Below are 15,477 nucleotides of genomic sequence, written 5' to 3' on the forward strand. Positions count from 1 at the left end.
GCCCTCTGCTACGGTCTGTTCTAACAAATGTTTGGTGGAAAGGTAGCGCATGGGAGTCTCCACCACGACCCTGGACGGGGTCGCCGAGATCGTCGTGGACGCGCCGCCGGTCAACGCACTGACCGTCGCGGGCTGGTTCGAACTGGCCGACGCGGTGCTCGCGGCCGGCCGCGACCCGCAGGTCGGCGCCGTCGTGCTCCGGGCCGAGGGCCGGGGCTTCAACGCGGGCGTCGACATCAAGGAGATGCAGCGCACCGACGGCCACACCGCGCTGGTGGGGGCCAACCGGGGCTGCTTCGCGGCGTTCGCCGCCGTCTACGACTGCGAGGTGCCGGTCGTCGCCGCGGTGCACGGCTTCTGCCTGGGCGGCGGCATCGGCCTGGCGGGCAACGCCGACGTCGTCGTGGCGTCCGACGACGCCTTCTTCGGCCTGCCCGAGGTCGACCGGGGCGCGCTCGGCGCCGCGACGCACCTGGCCCGGCTCGTCCCGCAGCACCTGATGCGGGCGATGGTCTACACGTGCCGCAACGTGACCGCGGCCGAGCTGCACCACCACGGCTCGGTGCTGGAGGTCGTCCCGAAGGACGAACTGCGCGCCAAGGCGCTGGAGGTGGCCGGGAACATCGCGGCGAAGGACAAGTACGTGATCCGCCGCGCCAAGGAGTCGCTGAACGGCATCGACCCGGTCGACGTCCGCCGCAGCTACCGCTACGAGCAGGGATTCACCTTCGAGCTGAACCTCATGGGCGCGGGCGACGAGCACCGCGACGCCTTCGTCGCGAAGGGGGCCGAGTGAGCAAGGTTCTCTCCATCGAGGAGATCGTCGGGTCGCTGGAGAGCGGCATGACGATCGGGATCGGCGGCTGGGGCTCGCGGCGCAAGCCGATGGCCCTCGTCCGGGCCCTGTGCCGCTCCGACGTCACCGACCTGACCGTGGTCACCTACGGCGGGCCGGACGTCGGGCTGCTGTGCGCGGCCGGCAAGATCCGCCGGCTGGTCACCGCGTTCGTGACCATGGACTCGATCCCGCTGGAGCCGCACTTCCGGCAGGCGCGCCAGTCCGGGTCGATCGAGCTGACCGAGTACGACGAGGGCATGTTCATGTTCGGGCTGTACGCGGCGGCGCACCGCCTGCCGTTCCTGCCCACGCCCGTCGGGCTCGGCTCGGACATCATGCGCGTCAACCCGGAGCTGAAGACGGTCCGGTCGCCGTACGAGGACGGCCAGGAACTCGTGGCCGTCCCGGCTCTGACGATGGACGTGTCACTGATCCACATGAACCGCGCCGACGCGCGCGGCAACGCGCAGTACCTCGGCGCCGACCCGTACATGGACGACCTGTTCGCCAAGGCCGCGGACCGGACGTACGTCTCCTGCGAGCGGCTGGTGGACACCGCCGACTTCGCCAAGGAGGGCCCGCCGCAGTCGATGCTGATCAGCCGGACGCAGGTGGCGGGCGTGGTGGAGACGCCGAACGGCGCGCACTTCACCGACTGCGAGCCCGACCACCGCCGCGACGAGGCGTTCCAGAAGCTGTACGCGAAGTCGGCGGCCGACCCGGACGCCTGGGCGGCGTTCCGCGACCGGTTCCTGTCCGGCGACGAGACCGCGTACCAGGACGCCGTCCGCACCTGGCAGGAGGAGGCTCGATGAGCGACGTGACGAGGGCCGAGGTCTGCGCGGTCGCCTGCGCGGAGCTGTTCCGGGGCGACGGCGAGATCGTCGCGGCGGCGGTCGCCGGGTTCGTGCCGATGCTGGGCTCCCGGCTGGCGCGGGCCACGTTCGAGCCGGACCTGCTGACGACCGACGGCGGGCCGACGCTGAGCGCCGAGCCCGTCCCGCTGGGCCGCACGGCCGAGGTGGCGGAGGGCTGGCTGCCGTTCCGCGACCACCTGTGGCTGGTGCTGAACGCGCGCCGGCACGTGGTGATGGGGCCGTCGCAGATCGACCGGTACGGCAACACCAACATCTCGTGCATCGGCGACTGGGAGCGGCCGTCGCGGCAGCTGCTCGGGTCGCGCGGCGGGCCGGGCAACACGCTGCTGAACCCGACGAGCTACTGGGTGCCGAAGCATTCGACGCGGGTGTTCACCGGCAAGGTCGACTTCGTCAGCGGGGTCGGCTGGGACCGTGGCGCGCACGAGATCCGCGCCGTGGTGAGCAACCTGGCGGTGCTCGACTTCGACACCCCCGACCACCGGATGCGGCTGCGCTCGGTGCACCCGGGCGTGACGGTCGAGGACGTCGTGGCCGCCACCGGCTTCGAGCTGGTCGTCCCCGACGAGGTGCCGCAGACGCGCCTTCCCGACGCCGAGGAGCTGCGGGTGATGCGCGAGGTGCTCGACCCGAAGGGCCTGCGCGAGCGAGAGGTCCCGGCCTGATGGAGCAGCTGCTCGACACCGCGCTGACCCGCCTGACCGGCGTGCGGCACCCGGTCGTCCAGACGGGCATGGGCTGGGTGGCCGGCCCGCGCCTGGTCACCGCCGTGGCGAACGCGGGCGGCCTCGGGATCCTGGCGTCGGCCACGATGACGCTGGACCAGCTCGCGGACGCGATCCACGAGGTCAAGGACCGCACGGACGCGCCGTTCGGCGTCAACCTGCGGGCCGACGCCGGGGACGCGGGCGACCGCATCGACCTGCTGATCAAGGAGGGCGTGAAGGTCGCCTCCTTCGCGCTGGCGCCCAAGAAGGAGCTGATCGCCAAGCTCAAGGACGCCGGCCTCGTCGTGATCCCGTCGGTGGGCGCGCGGCGCCACGCCGAGAAGGTCGCCGGCTGGGGCGCGGACGCGGTGCTGGTGCAGGGCGGCGAGGGCGGCGGGCACACCGGCGCCGTCGCCACCACGCTGCTGCTCCCGCAGGTGGTGGACGCGGTCGACATTCCGGTGATCGCGGCCGGCGGCTTCTTCGACGGTCGCGGGCTCGCCGCCGCGCTGTCCTACGGGGCGGCGGGCGTGGCGATGGGCACCCGGTTCCTGCTGACGTCCGACAGCTCGGTGCCGGACGCGGTCAAGCAGGTGTACCTCGGGACCGGCGAGACGATCGTCACCCGCCAGGTCGACGGGATGCCGCACCGGGTGCTGCGCAGCGAGCTGGTGGACGAGCTGGAGTCGTCCGGCCGGGTCAGCGGGCTGGTCCGGGCGCTGCGCAACGGCGCCCGGTTCAAGAAGCTGTCCGGGATGTCGTGGCGCGCGATGCTCGCCGACGGGAAGGCGATGAAGCACGGCAAGGACCTGTCCTGGTCGCAGGTCCTCATGGCCGCCAACACCCCGATGCTGCTGAAGGCGGCGATGGTGGACGGCCGTCCCGATCTCGGCGTGATGGCGTCGGGCCAGGTCGTCGGCGTCATCGACGACCTGCCGAGCTGCGCCCAGCTGATCGACGGGATCGTCGAGCAGGCCGTGGGCGCCATCACCGCGCAGCAGTCGCTGCTGGTGCACTAGCCCGCGCCGCCGCCTCCGAGGCCGCGCAGCACGGCCGCCAGTCCCCCGCGGAACTCCTCGTCGGGGCCGATGTGGCGGGCGTGCCGCGCGGTCTCGGCCATGTGGGGGAACTCGTCGGCGGGCAGGGCGGCGATGGCGACGGTCCCTTCCCCCTCCAGCGGGCCCAGGTGCTCCAGCTGGATCGCGCCGATGATGTAGGCGATCACCGCCCGCAGCGCGATGGCGGCCCGGGGGCCGGTGATGCCGGCGTCGCGCAGGATGCCGGCGACGGTCTCCCCCCAGCACAGCGACCCCCGCGAGTCGTGCCGGTGCGTGAGCGTCAGCGGCATGATCGCCGCGTGCGCGCCGAAGGCGTCGCGCAGGCGCAGCGCCATCGTCTCGATCCTGGCGTCCCACGGCCCGCCGGCCGGCGGCGCGGGGTCGACCTCGGCATAGACCAGGTCGACGACGAGGCCTTCGAGTTCTTCCCGGTCGCGGACGTACCGGTAGAGCGCCATGGTGCTCAGCTTGAGCTCCTTGGCGACGGCGCGCATGGACAGTCCGGCGAGGCCGTCCCGGTCGATGACGGCGAGCGCCGCGGCGGCGACCTGGTCCTGGGTGAGCGAGCGGGGTCGTGGCATGGCCCTTGACAGCGTACGGCATACGCCTACGATCGTAGGTGTACGCCATACGCTTAAAGGAGCGAGCATGCACCTGCCCCCCGGATCCGCCGTCCCGGCCCGCGAGCTGACCCCGGTCGGCGGCCCGCCGGTCCCCGTGCCCGACCCCGGCCACCTCGTCCACCTGCAGTTCCGCCGGTTCGCGGGCTGCCCGATCTGCAACCTGCACCTGCGCTCGTTCGTCGTCCGGCACGGCGACATCGAGGCGGCGGGGATCCGCGAGATCGTGGTGTTCCACTCGCCCGCCGAGGAGCTGCGCAAGCACATCGACGGCCTGCCATTCCCCGTGGTCGGCGACCCCTCGAAGAAGCTGTACGCCGAGTTCGGCGTCGAGTCCGCGCGCCGGGCCCTGCTCGACCCCCGCGTGTGGGGGCCGCTGCTGTGGGCGGTGGCCAGCGGGACATGGCAGACGATCCGGGGCCGCGAGCACCTGCCCTCGTCCAGCCCGGCCGGCGGCCGGCTGGGCCTGCCCGGCGACTTCCTGATCGCCCCTGACGGCCGCCTGCTCGCGGCGAAGTACGGCGAGCACGCCTACGACCAGTGGACGGTCGACCAGCTCCTCGCCCTTGCCGCCGAGGCGCCCGCCCCGACAGGGAGGGCATGACCATGGAACCCTCCGACCGCGCCGCCGACGCCGCCCGCTACGAGGTGATCAGCGGCGGGTACGACGCCGCCCTCTTCGCCGCCGCCGCCATCCCTCCCGCAGGCCGCGTGCTCGACATCGGCTGCGGCTACGGCGCGACCTCGCGCCGCGCCGCACGGCTCGCCGCGCGCGGGAGCGTCCTCGGCAACGACGTCGTGGAGCCCCTGCTCGCCCAGGCCCGCGCGTTCGCGGACGACGAGGGCCTGGGCAACATCGCGTTCGAGGCGGGCGACGCGCAGACGCACCCCTTCCCCCGCCGCGAGTTCGACGTCGCGATCAGCCGGTTCGGCATGATGTTCTTCCGCGACCCCGTCGAAGCCTTCGGCAACGTCCGCCGGGCCCTGAAGGCCGAAGGACGGCTGGTGTTCACGACCGTCGGCCCGCCCGGCGGCAACGACCTGCCCGGCATCGTCGCCGCCGCGATGCCGCCGGCGCCGGCGGGCGCGCCCCCTTCCGACGTGCACTCGCTGTCCCGCCCCGACCGGATCGCCGCCGTCCTCGGCGCGGCCGGGTTCGCCGAGGTCCGCACCGCACCGGTCGAGACGTCCATCGTCCTCGGGCCGGACGCGGAGGCGGCCGCCTCGTTCATCCTCGCCTGGGGCGCCTTCGGCGGCGGCTTGGACGAAGCCGGCGCAGGACGCGCGCGGGCCGCGCTGACCGCCGCGGCCCGCCCGTTCGAGACGCCCGGCGGCGTCCGGTTGCGCGGCACCGCGTGGCTGGTCACCGCGGTGTGAGCATCAGCCGTGGACCGCGAGGACGAGTTTGCCGGTGGTGGCACCGGACTCGATGCGCCGGTGCGCCTCGGCGGCCTGCTCCAGGGGCAGCTCCTCGACCCGCAGCCGCAGGTCGCCGGAGGCCGCGGCGGCCACGGCGCGGCGCAGCGCCCGGCCCGCGTCCGCCGGGAACGCGCCCGCGAACGCGGCGAGGTTGAAACCCGACACGGACTTGTTGGTGAACCACAGCTCGTTCGCCGACACGCCCACGTCGTCCGCGCCGGACGCGTTGCCCATGACGACCATGCGGCCCATCGGGGCGAGGGCGTCGAGGCTGGTGCGGCGCGCGGGGCCGCCGACCATGTCCACCACGATGTCGAACCCGCGCCCGCCGGTGAGGTCCGCGACCCGCCCCGGCAGCTCGTCGCGGAGCACGACGTCGTCGTAGCCGAAGCCGCGCGCCGTCTCGATCTTCGCCGGGCCGCCGACGGTGCCGACCACGCGGCCCGCGCCGAGCTGCCGGGCCGCCTGGCCGAGCTGGCTGCCCACTCCCCCGGCGGCGGCGTGCACCAGCACCGTCTCGCCCGGCTCGATGCGCGCCGCCCGGTCCAGGACGAGGAACGCCGTCGTGCTGTTGGACGGCACGGCGGCCGCGACGTCCAGGCCCAGGTCGAGGCCGTCCAGCGGCGCGACCAGGTCGGCGGCGGTGACGGCGACCTCGGCGTACCCGCCGCTGTCCACGATCGTCAGCGCCGCGACGGGCTGGCCGGGCCGCAGCCCCTCCACCTCGGGGCCGACCGCGCGGACGTGCCCGGAGACCTCGATGCCGGGGACGAACGGCAGCGGCACGTCCACGACGCCGCGCCGGTACAGCACCTCGGCGAAGTTGGCGCCCGCGTAGGCGACGTCGATCGACACCTCGCCAGGCCCCGGGTCGGGGACCTTGACCTCGTCCACGCGCAGTACGCCGGCCTCGCCGAACTCGGGAATGGTGACGGCCTTCATCAGTAACGCCCTCCTATGGCGGCGGGAACGGCGTCCAGCTCGGCCAGGTCGGTCTCGGTGAGGTCCAGGTCCGCGGCGGCGGCGTTGTCGCGCAGGTACCGCTGCTTCTTGGTGCCGGGGATCGGGATGATGTGCTCGCCCTGCGCCAGCGCCCAGGCGATGGCCACCTGCGCCGGGGTGGCGCCGTGCCGCTCGGCGACCGCCTTGACGACGTCGACGATGCGCAGGTTGGCCTTCAGCGCCTCCTCCTGGAAGCGCGGGTTGGCGCCCCGGAAGTCGCCGTCCTCGAAGTCGGCGGCGGTGACGGTCCCGGTGAGGAAGCCCCGGCCGAGCGGCGAGAACGGCACGAACGCGGCGCCGTTGGCGGCGCACCACCCGACCACGTCGCCCGCGTCCCCGGCGCCCGAGATCGAGCCGCTGCCGGAGGCGCCCGCCCCCGGCTGCCCCAGCGCGTCCCGGGTCCACAGCGACAGCTCCGACTGGACCGCCGCGACCGGGTGGACCGCGTGCGCCTCGGCCGCCTGCGCGACGCTCACCTCCGACAGCCCGAGCCGGCGCACCTTGCCCTCGGCGACCAGCTCCGCCATCGCGCCCCAGGTGTCGGCCAGCGGCACGTCCGGGTCGACGCGGTGCAGGTAGTACAGGTCGATCACGTCGGTGCCGAGGCGGCGGAGGCTGTCCTCGGCGGAGGCCTTGACGTACTCCGGCCGCCCGTTCCGGACGATGTTCCGGGTCTCCAGCGACTCCACGCCCAGCCCGGTCTTGGTGGCGAGCACCGCCTCGTCGCGGCGGCCGGCGAGGGCCCGCCCGAGGAGCGTCTCGTTGTGGCCGTCGCCGTAGACCTGCGCGGTGTCCAGGAACGTGACGCCCATGTCGAGCGCCTCCCGGATCAGCGCCACCGACGCGTCGTCGTCGCACTCGGACTCGGTGTAGGCCCAGCTCATCCCCATGCAGCCCAGGCCGACGGCGCCCACCTGCGTACCCGCGAATTCGCGCGTCCTCATCGTCGCTCTCCCCTTCGTCCGGTTCGTCCTAGAACGATCCTGCCGGACAGGAGGGCGGGCAGACAGAGTCCGTTCATCCTGGGTGTGCCACCACCACCCTGGCGGGGTCAGCTCGCGGCGGCGAGCCCGCGGCGCGACATCAGCCTCTCCAGGCGTTCCAGGGTGCCGGTGCCGGGGCGCGGGTTCTGCAGGACGAGGTCGGTGCCGGGACGGTCGGCCAGCGGCAGCACCGTCCCCTCGAAGATCATCTCGCCGGCCTCGGGGTGCCGGACGCCCTTCACCGCCTGGCTCTCCGCGCTGACCTCGTGCCGGGGCCACAGCTCCGCGAACTCCGGGCTGGCCGCGGTCATGTCCGCGGCGATCCGGGCGAACTCGGGATCGCCGGGGTGGCGGGCGGCGTCCGCGCGGAAGCGGGCGACGACGCCCGGCGCGGCCGCGGCCCACTCCAGGTGCATCTCCCGGTACCGGGCGTTGGTGAAGAACGACACCAGGCAGTTGTGGTCGGTGTCGCCGAACCCGAACACCGCGCGCGCCGCGTCGTTGATCGCCACGAAGTTCCAGTGCCGGTCGCGGACGTACGCGGGCCGCGGCGACCAGGCGTCCAGCACCCGCCGCAACTCCGGGGTGATCGGCGCGGCCGGGCCGCACTCCCGCCGCGGCGGGTTGAGCCCGGCCAGCAGGTAGAGGTGCTCGCGCTCGGCGGCGTCCAGGCGCAGCGCCCGGGCGATGGCGTCCAGCACGTCCCCGGACACCTTGATGTCGCGGCCCTGCTCCAGCCACGTGTACCAGGACACCCCGACGCCCGCGAGCACCGCGACCTCCTCGCGGCGCAGGCCGGGGGTCCGGCGCCGGCCCGCGTCGGGCATGCCGACGTCGGCGGGCGCCAGCCGGGCGCGGCGGGTGCGCAGGAAGTCGCGCATCTCCTCGCGGCGGCGGTCAGGGGCGGAGGCGGGGGTCGTACTGGCCATGGCGCCACGATATCCGGTGGCCAGGCCATGATCGCCGGGGCGCTCCCGAGAGGCCCCGCTCACCTGGCCGACGGTGCCGGCGCGTGCAGCAGCACGGTCCCGGACGCGTGCAGCCGCTCGATGGCCGCGTCGTCGCGCCCGAGCTCGCGCAGGACGGCCCCGGTGTGCTCGCCGAGCGACGGGACCGGGTCCATCCGCGCCTCCACGTCGGCGAAGGTGATCGGCGGGCGGACGGCGCGGATCGTCCCGACCGGCGACCCGACCTCCCGCCAGCGGTCGCGCTCGGCGAGCTGCGGGTGCGCGATCAGCCCGTGCCCGTCGTTCAGCGACGCGTTCGCCACGCCCGCCTCGTCCAGCCGCCGCAGCAGCTCGTCGCGGCCCATCGCCGACGTGACGCCGGAGACGATCGCGTCCACCTTCTCCCGGTTGCGGACCCGCGCCTGGTTCGTGGCGTACTCCGGATCGGTGACGAGGTCGGGGCGGTCCAGGACGCCCTTCGCCAGCGCCGCCCAGCCGCGGTCGTTCTGCACGCCGATGACGACGTCGACCCCGTCGGCGGTCGGGTAGGCGTCGTAGGGGGAGATCACCGGATGGCTCAGCCGGGTGCGCGGCGGCACGGCACCGGTGTAGAGCGTCGTGTACATCGCCTGGCCCATCCACTCGGCGATCGCGTCGAACATCGTGACCTCGATCGCCGCGCCCTCGCCGGTGGTGCCGCGCCGGACGAGCGCCGCGAGCGTCCCGGAGAAGGCGTACATCCCGGCGGCGATGTCGGCCAGCGGGGACCCCGCCTTCACCGGCGTCTCCGGGGTGCCGGTCACCGAGATCAGCCCGGCCTCGGCCTGGACGAGCATGTCGTAGGCGCGCTTGTCGCGGTACGGGCCGCGCGTCCCGTAGCCGGACATGTCGATGACGATCAGCCGGGGGTCGCGGGCCCGCAGCTCCTCCGCGCCGAACCCGAGGCGCGCGGCGGCGCCGGGCGCGAGGTTCTGCAGGAACACGTCGGCGCCCGCGACCAGCTCGGCGAGGATCGCGCGCCCCTCGTCCTGCTTGAGGTCGAGCGCGACCGACTCCTTCGACCGGTTCAGCCAGGCGAAGTGGGTGCCGAGCCCGCCGCGGACGTTCGCGTCGTAGGCGCGGGCGAAGTCGCCGCCGTCCACCCGCTCGACCTTGATGACGCGGGCGCCGAGGTCGGCGAGCTGCCGGGTGGCGAACGGCGCCGCGACCGCCTGCTCCAGCGCGACGACGGTGATGCCTTCGAGGGGGAGCAACGGATCAGTCCTCCAGCAGCCGGCGGCCGATGATCATCTTCTGGATGTCGGCGGTGCCCTCGCCGATCAGCAGCATCGGCGCCTCCCGGTAGAGGCGCTCGATCTCGTACTCCTTGGAGTAGGCGTAGCCGCCGTGGATGCGGAACGCGTCCTCCACGACCTCCTTGCAGTACTCGCTGGCCAGGTACTTGGCCATGCCGGCCTCCAGGTCGTTGCGCTCGCCGGAGTCCTTGCGGCGCGCCGCCATCACCATCATCTGGTGGGCGGCCTCGACCTTCGTCGCCATCTCAGCGAGGCGGAAAAGGACGGCCTGGTGCTCGGCGATCGGCTTGCCGAACGTCTCGCGCCGCCGCGCGTAGTCGAGGGCCAGCTCGTAGGCGCGGCGGGCGACGCCGCAGCCGCGGGCGGCGACGTTGACGCGGCCCACCTCGACGCCGTCCATCATCTGGTAGAAGCCGCGCCCCGGCGTCCCGCCGAGGATCTGCGCGGACGGGATCCGGTAGGAGTCGAAGACCAGCTCGGTGGTGTCGACGCCCTTGTACCCCATCTTCTCGATCTTGCCGGGGACGGTCAGGCCGGGCGCGACCTCCCCGAACCCGGGCGTCTTGTCGACCAGGAACGTCGTCATGCCGCGGTGGCCCGCGTCCGGGTCGGTCTTGACGAGCGTGGCGACGAGGTTCGCGGAGCCGCCGTTGGTCAGCCACATCTTCTGGCCGTCGATCACGTGGTCGTCGCCGTCGGGGACGGCGCGGGTCCTGATCGCCGACACGTCCGAGCCGCAGCCCGGCTCCGACATGGAGAACGCGCCGCGGATCTCCCCGGTCGCCATCTTCGGCAGGTAGTGCGCCCGCTGCTCGGGCGTGCCGTGATGGGCGATCATCCAGGCGACGATGAAGTGGGTGTTGACGATGCCGGACACGCTCATCCAGCCGCGCGACAGCTCCTCGACCGCCAGCGCGTAGGTCAGCAGCGACTCGCCGAGCCCGCCGTGCTCCTCGCCGATCGTCAGCCCGAACAGGCCGAGGTCCTTCATCCCGTCGACGATCGCCTGCGGGTACTCGTCGGCGTGCTCCAGCTCCGTGGCGACCGGGAGGATCTCCTTGTCGACGAACGCCCGCACCGTGGCGACGATCTCCCGCTGCTCGTCCGACAGCCCGTAGGTCTGCTGCAGCCTGCTCATGTTCCGTTCCTCCCGGGTCGGACACCTGCGCTGAACGTGTGGGGGCGGCTCAGCGGCCCTCGAAACGGGCGGCGCGGCGCTCGGCGAACGCGGCGCGGCCCTCGGCGAAGTCGGCGGTGCCGAACAGCGCGGCCTGCTCCTCCCGCTCGGCCTCCAGCAGCCGCTTCAGGCTGTGGTCGGCGCGCGCGAGCAGCCGTTTGGCGGCGGCGACCGACAACGGGCCCAGCGACGCCGCCTCGGCGGCCAGTTCCAGCGCCGCGTCCAGGGCCCCGCCGGGCGGGGCGAGCGAGTCGGCGAGCCCGATCTCGCAGGCGCGGGGCGCGGGCACGGTCCGGCCGAAGACGAGCATCTCCTTGGCGCGGCCCATCCCGACGCGCTGCGGGAGCGTCCACAGCAGCCCGCCGTCGGCGACGAGCCCGACCTTGCCGAACGCGGCGACGAACCGGGCGTCCTCGGCGGCGACGACGTGGTCGCAGACGGCGGCGAGCGACACCCCGAGCCCGGCGGCGGCACCCTCGACGGCCGCGATCACGGGCGTCCCGCAGGTCGCGATGAGCCGGACGGCCTGGTGCACCGGAGCCAGCCGCTCCCGGACCCCGTCAGGGCCGGCGCCCTCCATGGACCGCAGGTCACCGCCCGCCGAGAAGGTGCCGCCCGCACCTGTCAGCACGATCGCGCGGACGCCGGGGTCGTCGACCGCGCGCCGCAGTTCCTCCAGGAGCCGCAGCCGCATCGGGATGTCGATGGCGTTGCGCGCCTCGGGACGGTTCAGCGTCAGGACGCGGGTGGCCTCGTGATCGGCTACCGCGACCACGTCGTCAGGCCGGACGCCGGTCACGCGTCCACCCCCGACGCGCGCGCCGCGCGCCGCGGCCGTCCGGCAATGATGACCTGCTGGCCCATCGATCCCTCCTGGCTATTTTTTATACGATATTGCCGGTCATGCTCCGAGGCGGGGATCCGCGCTCAGCCGGTCTGGTCCGCCCAGAACCCCTGGGCCTCCAGATGCATGACGAGGAGCGTTCCGGCATGCCTGATGTGGGCGCGCATCGCGTTGCGCGCGGCGTCGGGGTCCCCGGCGCGCAGCGCCGTGAGGATCAGCTGGTGGTCGTCCACCGACGCCTGGGGCCAGCCCTGGATGCTGGAGTAGAAGCGGCGCGGCGCGTACCGCACCACGAGCTGCAGCAGCCAGGCCGTCTTCGGCGACCCGGCGCACAGGTTGACCACCCGGTGGAACTGGTGGTTCGCGCGCTCGATCCCGTCGGCGTCGCCGGCCTTGGACGCCCGCTCCAGCAGCTCCTGGGTCCGGGCGAGGGCCTCCAGCTCCGGCTGCGCGATCTTCCCGGCGGCGCGGGCGGCCAGCTCGCCGGCGAAGTACGCCTGCGCGTCGAACAGGTCCTGGACGTCCTGGCGCGACAGCGGCGCGGGCATGAACCCGCGGCGCGGCTCCAGCGTGACGAAGCCCTCGCCGCGCAGCGACAGCAGCGCCTCGCGGACCGGGGTGACGCTGATCCCGAGATCGTCGGCGATCCGCTCCAGCCGCAGGAACTCCCCGTGCCGGACCTGGCCGGACATGATGAGCTCGCGGACGTAGGCGGCGACCTCGTCGCTGAGCTGGCGGCGCCTGCCGAGGGCCGGGCCACCGGAAAGTGCCTCTGTCATCGTCTCCCGCGCGCCGCTCTCCCGGGACGGGCCCGGAGGGACCCGCCGCCTCCACCGCCTCGTCCGGCCGCCGTCACATTGACAACCGGCCCTTTCAAATCAAATATATGAAAAGGCGCTCGAAAGCGCCAGTGGCGGGAGGAGACCGGCAGCCGTGTTCACGCTGAGCGAGGAGGAGCGGGCCGTCGTCGAGGTCGTCGCGGACTTCGTCGACAAGGAGGTCCGCCCGGCGGCCCGCGACCTGGAGCACGCGAACGAGTATCCCGAGCACCTCATCGCCCGCATGAAGGAACTGGGCGTCTTCGGGCTCGCGGTGCCCGAGCCGTACGGCGAGGTGTCGGTCTCCAAGGCCTGCTACGCGATGGTCACCGAGGAGCTGGCGCGCGGCTGGATGTCGCTCGCGGGCGCGTTCGGCGGGCACACGGTCGTCTCGCACCTGCTCGCGGTCTTCGGCACCGAGGAGCAGAAGCGCCGGTACCTGCCCCGGATGGCGACCGGCGAGCTGCGCGCCACGATGGCGCTGACCGAGCCGTCCGGCGGCTCCGACCTGCAGTCGATGAGCACCACCGCGCGTCGCGACGGCGACCGGTACGTGATCGACGGCGCCAAGATGTGGATCACCAACGCGCGGACGTCCGGCCTGATCGCGCTGCTGTGCAAGACCGACCCGGACGCCGAGCCCCGGCACCGCGGCATCAGCGTCCTGCTGGTGGAGAAGGGGCCCGGCCTGACGGTCTCGCGCGACCTGCCGAAGCTCGGCTACAAGGGCGTGGAGAGCTGCGAGCTGTCGTTCGACGGCTACGAGGCGCCGCTCGACGCCGTGCTCGGCGGCGAGGAGGGCCGCGGGTTCGCGCAGATGATGCGCGGCCTGGAGGTCGGCCGGATCCAGGTCGCGGCGCGCGCGCTCGGCGTCGCCCGCGCCGCGCTTGACGACTCCGTCCGCTACACCCAGGAGCGCGAGGCGTTCGGCAAGGCGATCTGGAAGCACCAGTCCGTCGGCAACTACCTCGCCGACATGGCCACCGAGTTGCGCGCGGCGCGGCTGCTCACCCTGGACGCGGCCGAACGCCTGGACGCGGGCGAGCGCTGCGACATGGAGGCGGGCATGGCCAAGCTCTACGCCTCCGAGGCGGCGATGCGGATCGCGCTGAACGCCGTCCGGATCCACGGCGCGGCGGGCTACTCCACCGAGTTCGACGTCGAGCGCTACTTCCGGGACGCGCCGCTGATGATCGTCGGCGAGGGCACCAACGAGATCCAGCGGAACGTCATCGTCAAGCAGCTGATCGACCGGAACCGGATCTGACCCGGCGCGGGCCGGGGGGTCAGGGCCCCTCGTCGGGCTCCTCACCCGCACGGATCCAGTCGAAGGTGCGCTCCACGGCGCGCTTCCAGTTGTCGTACTCGTGGTCGCGGCGGCCGGCGTCCATCGCGGGCACCCAGCGGGCCGCGCGGTGCCAGTTGCGCCGCAGCCCCTCCAGCCCCGCCCAGTAGCCGACGGCGAGCCCGGCGGCGTACGCGGCGCCGAGCGAGACGGTCTCGACCACCATCGGCCGCGCCACCGGCACGTTCAGCATGTCGGCGACCATCTGCATCAGCAGGTTGTCCGACGTCATGCCGCCGTCGGCCTTCAGCTCCCTGAGGCTGAGCCCGGAGTCGCGGTTCATCGCGTCCACGACCTCGCGGGTCTGCCAGCCGGTCGCCTCCAGCACCGCCCGCGCCAGATGGCCCTTGGTGATGTAGGAGGTCAGGCCGACGATGATGCCGCGGGCCTCGCTGCGCCAGTGCGGGGCGAACAGGCCGGAGAACGCGGGCACGATGTAACAGCCGCCGTTGTCGCCCACGGTGCGGGCGAGCGTCTCGATCTCCGGGGCGGTGCCGATCAGGCCGAGGCCGTCGCGGAACCACTGGACGAGCGCGCCGGTGATCGCGATCGAGCCCTCCAGCGCGTACACGGCCGGCTCGTCGCCGATCTTGTAGCCGACGGTGGTGAGCAGCCCGTTCTCCGACCGCACCGGCTTGGTCCCGGTGTTCATCAGCAGGAACGCGCCGGTGCCGTAGGTGCACTTGGTCTCGCCGGGCGCGAAGCACGTCTGGCCGAACAGCGCGGCCTGCTGGTCGCCGAGCGCGGCGCCGATCCGCACCCCGGGGAACACCTTGCGGGCCGTCCCGTAGGTCTCGGTGGACGACCGGATCTCGGGCAGCATCGCCCGCGGCACCCCGAAGAACGCCAGCAGGTCGTCGTCCCAGGACAGCGTGTGCAGGTCCATCAGCAGGGTGCGGCTGGCGTTGGTGACGTCGGTGACGTGCACGCCGCCGTCGACGCCGCCGCTGAGGTTCCAGATCAGCCAGCTCTCCATCGTGCCGAACAGCACCTCGCCGCGCTCCGCGCGCTCGCGCAGTCCGGGCGTGTGGTCGAGCAGCCAGCGGACGCGCGGCGCGGAGAAGTAGGTGGCCAGCGGCAGCCCGCTGCGCTCGGTGACGATCGCGGCGCCGGGCGCGCGGCCCAGCTCGTCGACCAGGGACCCGGTGCGCATGTCCTGCCAGACGATGGCGCGGCCGATGGGCGCGCCGGTGAGCCGGTCCCACAGCACGGTGGTCTCGCGCTGGTTGGCGATGCCGACGGCCGCGACCTGCTTCGCGGTCACGCCCGCCTGGGCGAGCGCCTCCGGCGCGATCCGCTCCAGGTTGCGCCAGATCTCCATCGGGTCGTGCTCGACCCAGCCCGGCCGCGGGAAGTGCTGCCGGTGCTCGCGCTGCGCCACCGACACCAGCCGCCCGCCGTGGTCGAACAGGATGCACCGGGTCGAGGTGGTGCCCTGGTCGATCGACATCACGTAGCGTTCGGTCACGTTGCGCCCTCTCCCCCGCCGTGCCCCTTTCCCGTCCCGCGGTTCCGCCGCCGCCCGGCCGCCCCCGCGCGGGCCCTC

General features: G+C 73.4%; 16 protein-coding genes. 7 read left to right on the top strand and 9 right to left on the bottom strand.

Annotation, left to right across the window (positions count from 1 at the left end; all coding sequences use genetic code 11):
- The first annotated feature begins 49 nt into the window (after positions 1-49).
- The 4 genes from ACA514_RS17400 to ACA514_RS17415 are packed head-to-tail and all read left to right on the top strand — an operon-like array spanning position 50 to position 3,442.
- Positions 50-796: an enoyl-CoA hydratase family protein gene (locus tag ACA514_RS17400; protein WP_375042185.1), complete on the top strand. Its 747-nt coding sequence runs from the start codon at positions 50-52 to the stop codon at positions 794-796.
- Positions 793-1,653 carry a CoA transferase subunit A gene (locus ACA514_RS17405; protein WP_375042186.1) on the top strand — a complete coding sequence of 287 codons (861 nt, stop codon included), beginning with the start codon at positions 793-795 and terminating at the stop codon, positions 1,651-1,653. Before ACA514_RS17400 ends, ACA514_RS17405 begins: the two co-directional genes overlap by 4 nt.
- On the top strand, positions 1,650-2,381 hold the full coding sequence (locus ACA514_RS17410; protein ID WP_375042187.1) for a CoA-transferase subunit beta: 732 nt from the start codon (positions 1,650-1,652) through the stop codon (positions 2,379-2,381). Before ACA514_RS17405 ends, ACA514_RS17410 begins: the two co-directional genes overlap by 4 nt.
- Positions 2,381-3,442 carry an NAD(P)H-dependent flavin oxidoreductase gene (locus tag ACA514_RS17415; protein WP_375042188.1) on the top strand — a complete coding sequence of 354 codons (1,062 nt, stop codon included), beginning with the start codon at positions 2,381-2,383 and terminating at the stop codon, positions 3,440-3,442. The genes ACA514_RS17410 and ACA514_RS17415 overlap by 1 nt, the downstream gene beginning before the upstream one ends.
- Here ACA514_RS17415 and ACA514_RS17420 read toward each other — a convergent pair.
- Positions 3,439-4,062 (bottom strand): TetR/AcrR family transcriptional regulator, encoded by a 624-nt coding sequence (locus tag ACA514_RS17420; protein ID WP_375042189.1) that lies wholly within the window; start codon positions 4,060-4,062, stop codon positions 3,439-3,441. The two genes, ACA514_RS17415 and ACA514_RS17420, sit on opposite strands and share 4 nt — an antisense overlap.
- A gap of 67 nt (positions 4,063-4,129) precedes the next feature.
- On the opposite strand from ACA514_RS17420, the gene ACA514_RS17425 reads away from it, so the two are divergent.
- Together ACA514_RS17425 and ACA514_RS17430 are read left to right on the top strand one after the other, a co-directional pair.
- Complete coding sequence (locus ACA514_RS17425) at positions 4,130-4,705, top strand: peroxiredoxin-like family protein (RefSeq protein WP_375042190.1); 576 nt, start codon at positions 4,130-4,132, stop codon at positions 4,703-4,705.
- The gene (locus ACA514_RS17430; protein WP_375042191.1) at positions 4,702-5,478 is read left to right on the top strand and encodes a class I SAM-dependent methyltransferase; all 777 of its coding nucleotides are present in this window, start codon (positions 4,702-4,704) and stop codon (positions 5,476-5,478) included. The genes ACA514_RS17425 and ACA514_RS17430 overlap by 4 nt, the downstream gene beginning before the upstream one ends.
- A gap of 3 nt (positions 5,479-5,481) precedes the next feature.
- Here the strand turns inward: ACA514_RS17430 and ACA514_RS17435 are convergent, their stop codons facing one another.
- From ACA514_RS17435 to ACA514_RS17465, 7 genes are all read right to left on the bottom strand, one after another.
- The gene (locus ACA514_RS17435; protein WP_375042192.1) at positions 5,482-6,462 is read right to left on the bottom strand and encodes a zinc-binding alcohol dehydrogenase family protein; all 981 of its coding nucleotides are present in this window, start codon (positions 6,460-6,462) and stop codon (positions 5,482-5,484) included.
- Positions 6,462-7,466, bottom strand: coding sequence for an aldo/keto reductase (locus tag ACA514_RS17440; protein WP_375042193.1), 1,005 nt, complete (start codon positions 7,464-7,466; stop codon positions 6,462-6,464). The genes ACA514_RS17435 and ACA514_RS17440 overlap by 1 nt, the downstream gene beginning before the upstream one ends.
- 107 nt (positions 7,467-7,573) lie before the next feature.
- Positions 7,574-8,434 (bottom strand): helix-turn-helix transcriptional regulator, encoded by an 861-nt coding sequence (locus tag ACA514_RS17445; RefSeq protein WP_375042194.1) that lies wholly within the window; start codon positions 8,432-8,434, stop codon positions 7,574-7,576.
- A gap of 59 nt (positions 8,435-8,493) precedes the next feature.
- Positions 8,494-9,705: a CaiB/BaiF CoA transferase family protein gene (locus tag ACA514_RS17450; protein ID WP_375042195.1), complete on the bottom strand. Its 1,212-nt coding sequence runs from the start codon at positions 9,703-9,705 to the stop codon at positions 8,494-8,496.
- Between the two features lie 4 nt (positions 9,706-9,709).
- Positions 9,710-10,885 carry an acyl-CoA dehydrogenase family protein gene (locus ACA514_RS17455; protein ID WP_375042196.1) on the bottom strand — a complete coding sequence of 392 codons (1,176 nt, stop codon included), beginning with the start codon at positions 10,883-10,885 and terminating at the stop codon, positions 9,710-9,712.
- Between the two features lie 49 nt (positions 10,886-10,934).
- Positions 10,935-11,723, bottom strand: coding sequence for an enoyl-CoA hydratase/isomerase family protein (locus tag ACA514_RS17460; protein WP_375042197.1), 789 nt, complete (start codon positions 11,721-11,723; stop codon positions 10,935-10,937).
- Positions 11,724-11,851: 128 nt separating this feature from the next.
- Positions 11,852-12,547 carry a GntR family transcriptional regulator gene (locus tag ACA514_RS17465; RefSeq protein WP_375042198.1) on the bottom strand — a complete coding sequence of 232 codons (696 nt, stop codon included), beginning with the start codon at positions 12,545-12,547 and terminating at the stop codon, positions 11,852-11,854.
- 154 nt (positions 12,548-12,701) lie between these two features.
- Here ACA514_RS17465 and ACA514_RS17470 point away from each other — a divergent pair, with 154 nt between their 5' ends.
- Entirely contained in the window at positions 12,702-13,853 is a 1,152-nt protein-coding gene (locus ACA514_RS17470; protein WP_375042199.1) for an acyl-CoA dehydrogenase family protein, read from the top strand.
- 19 nt (positions 13,854-13,872) lie between these two features.
- Here the strand turns inward: ACA514_RS17470 and glpK are convergent, their stop codons facing one another.
- Positions 13,873-15,399 carry a glycerol kinase GlpK gene (gene glpK, locus ACA514_RS17475; RefSeq protein WP_375042200.1) on the bottom strand — a complete coding sequence of 509 codons (1,527 nt, stop codon included), beginning with the start codon at positions 15,397-15,399 and terminating at the stop codon, positions 13,873-13,875.
- Positions 15,400-15,477 lie beyond the last annotated feature (78 nt).

Origin of the sequence: Actinomadura sp. NTSP31, from assembly GCF_041951385.1 — a bacterium.
In the GTDB taxonomy this organism is placed as follows: domain Bacteria; phylum Actinomycetota; class Actinomycetes; order Streptosporangiales; family Streptosporangiaceae; genus Spirillospora; species Spirillospora napierensis.

Bases quoted from the DNA above. Each gene is read 5' to 3' on its own strand.
- ACA514_RS17400 (WP_375042185.1), top strand. From the start codon at position 50: ATGGGAGTCTCCACCACGACCCTGGACGGGGTCGCCGAGATCGTCGTG.
- ACA514_RS17440 (WP_375042193.1), bottom strand. From the start codon at position 7,466: ATGAGGACGCGCGAATTCGCGGGTACGCAGGTGGGCGCCGTCGGCCTG.
- ACA514_RS17415 (WP_375042188.1), top strand. From the start codon at position 2,381: ATGGAGCAGCTGCTCGACACCGCGCTGACCCGCCTGACCGGCGTGCGG.
- ACA514_RS17410 (WP_375042187.1), top strand. From the start codon at position 1,650: ATGAGCGACGTGACGAGGGCCGAGGTCTGCGCGGTCGCCTGCGCGGAG.
- ACA514_RS17435 (WP_375042192.1), bottom strand. From the start codon at position 6,462: ATGAAGGCCGTCACCATTCCCGAGTTCGGCGAGGCCGGCGTACTGCGC.
- ACA514_RS17430 (WP_375042191.1), top strand. From the start codon at position 4,702: ATGACCATGGAACCCTCCGACCGCGCCGCCGACGCCGCCCGCTACGAG.
- ACA514_RS17420 (WP_375042189.1), bottom strand. From the start codon at position 4,062: ATGCCACGACCCCGCTCGCTCACCCAGGACCAGGTCGCCGCCGCGGCG.
- ACA514_RS17455 (WP_375042196.1), bottom strand. From the start codon at position 10,885: ATGAGCAGGCTGCAGCAGACCTACGGGCTGTCGGACGAGCAGCGGGAG.
- ACA514_RS17445 (WP_375042194.1), bottom strand. From the start codon at position 8,434: ATGGCCAGTACGACCCCCGCCTCCGCCCCTGACCGCCGCCGCGAGGAG.
- ACA514_RS17465 (WP_375042198.1), bottom strand. From the start codon at position 12,547: ATGACAGAGGCACTTTCCGGTGGCCCGGCCCTCGGCAGGCGCCGCCAG.
- ACA514_RS17425 (WP_375042190.1), top strand. From the start codon at position 4,130: ATGCACCTGCCCCCCGGATCCGCCGTCCCGGCCCGCGAGCTGACCCCG.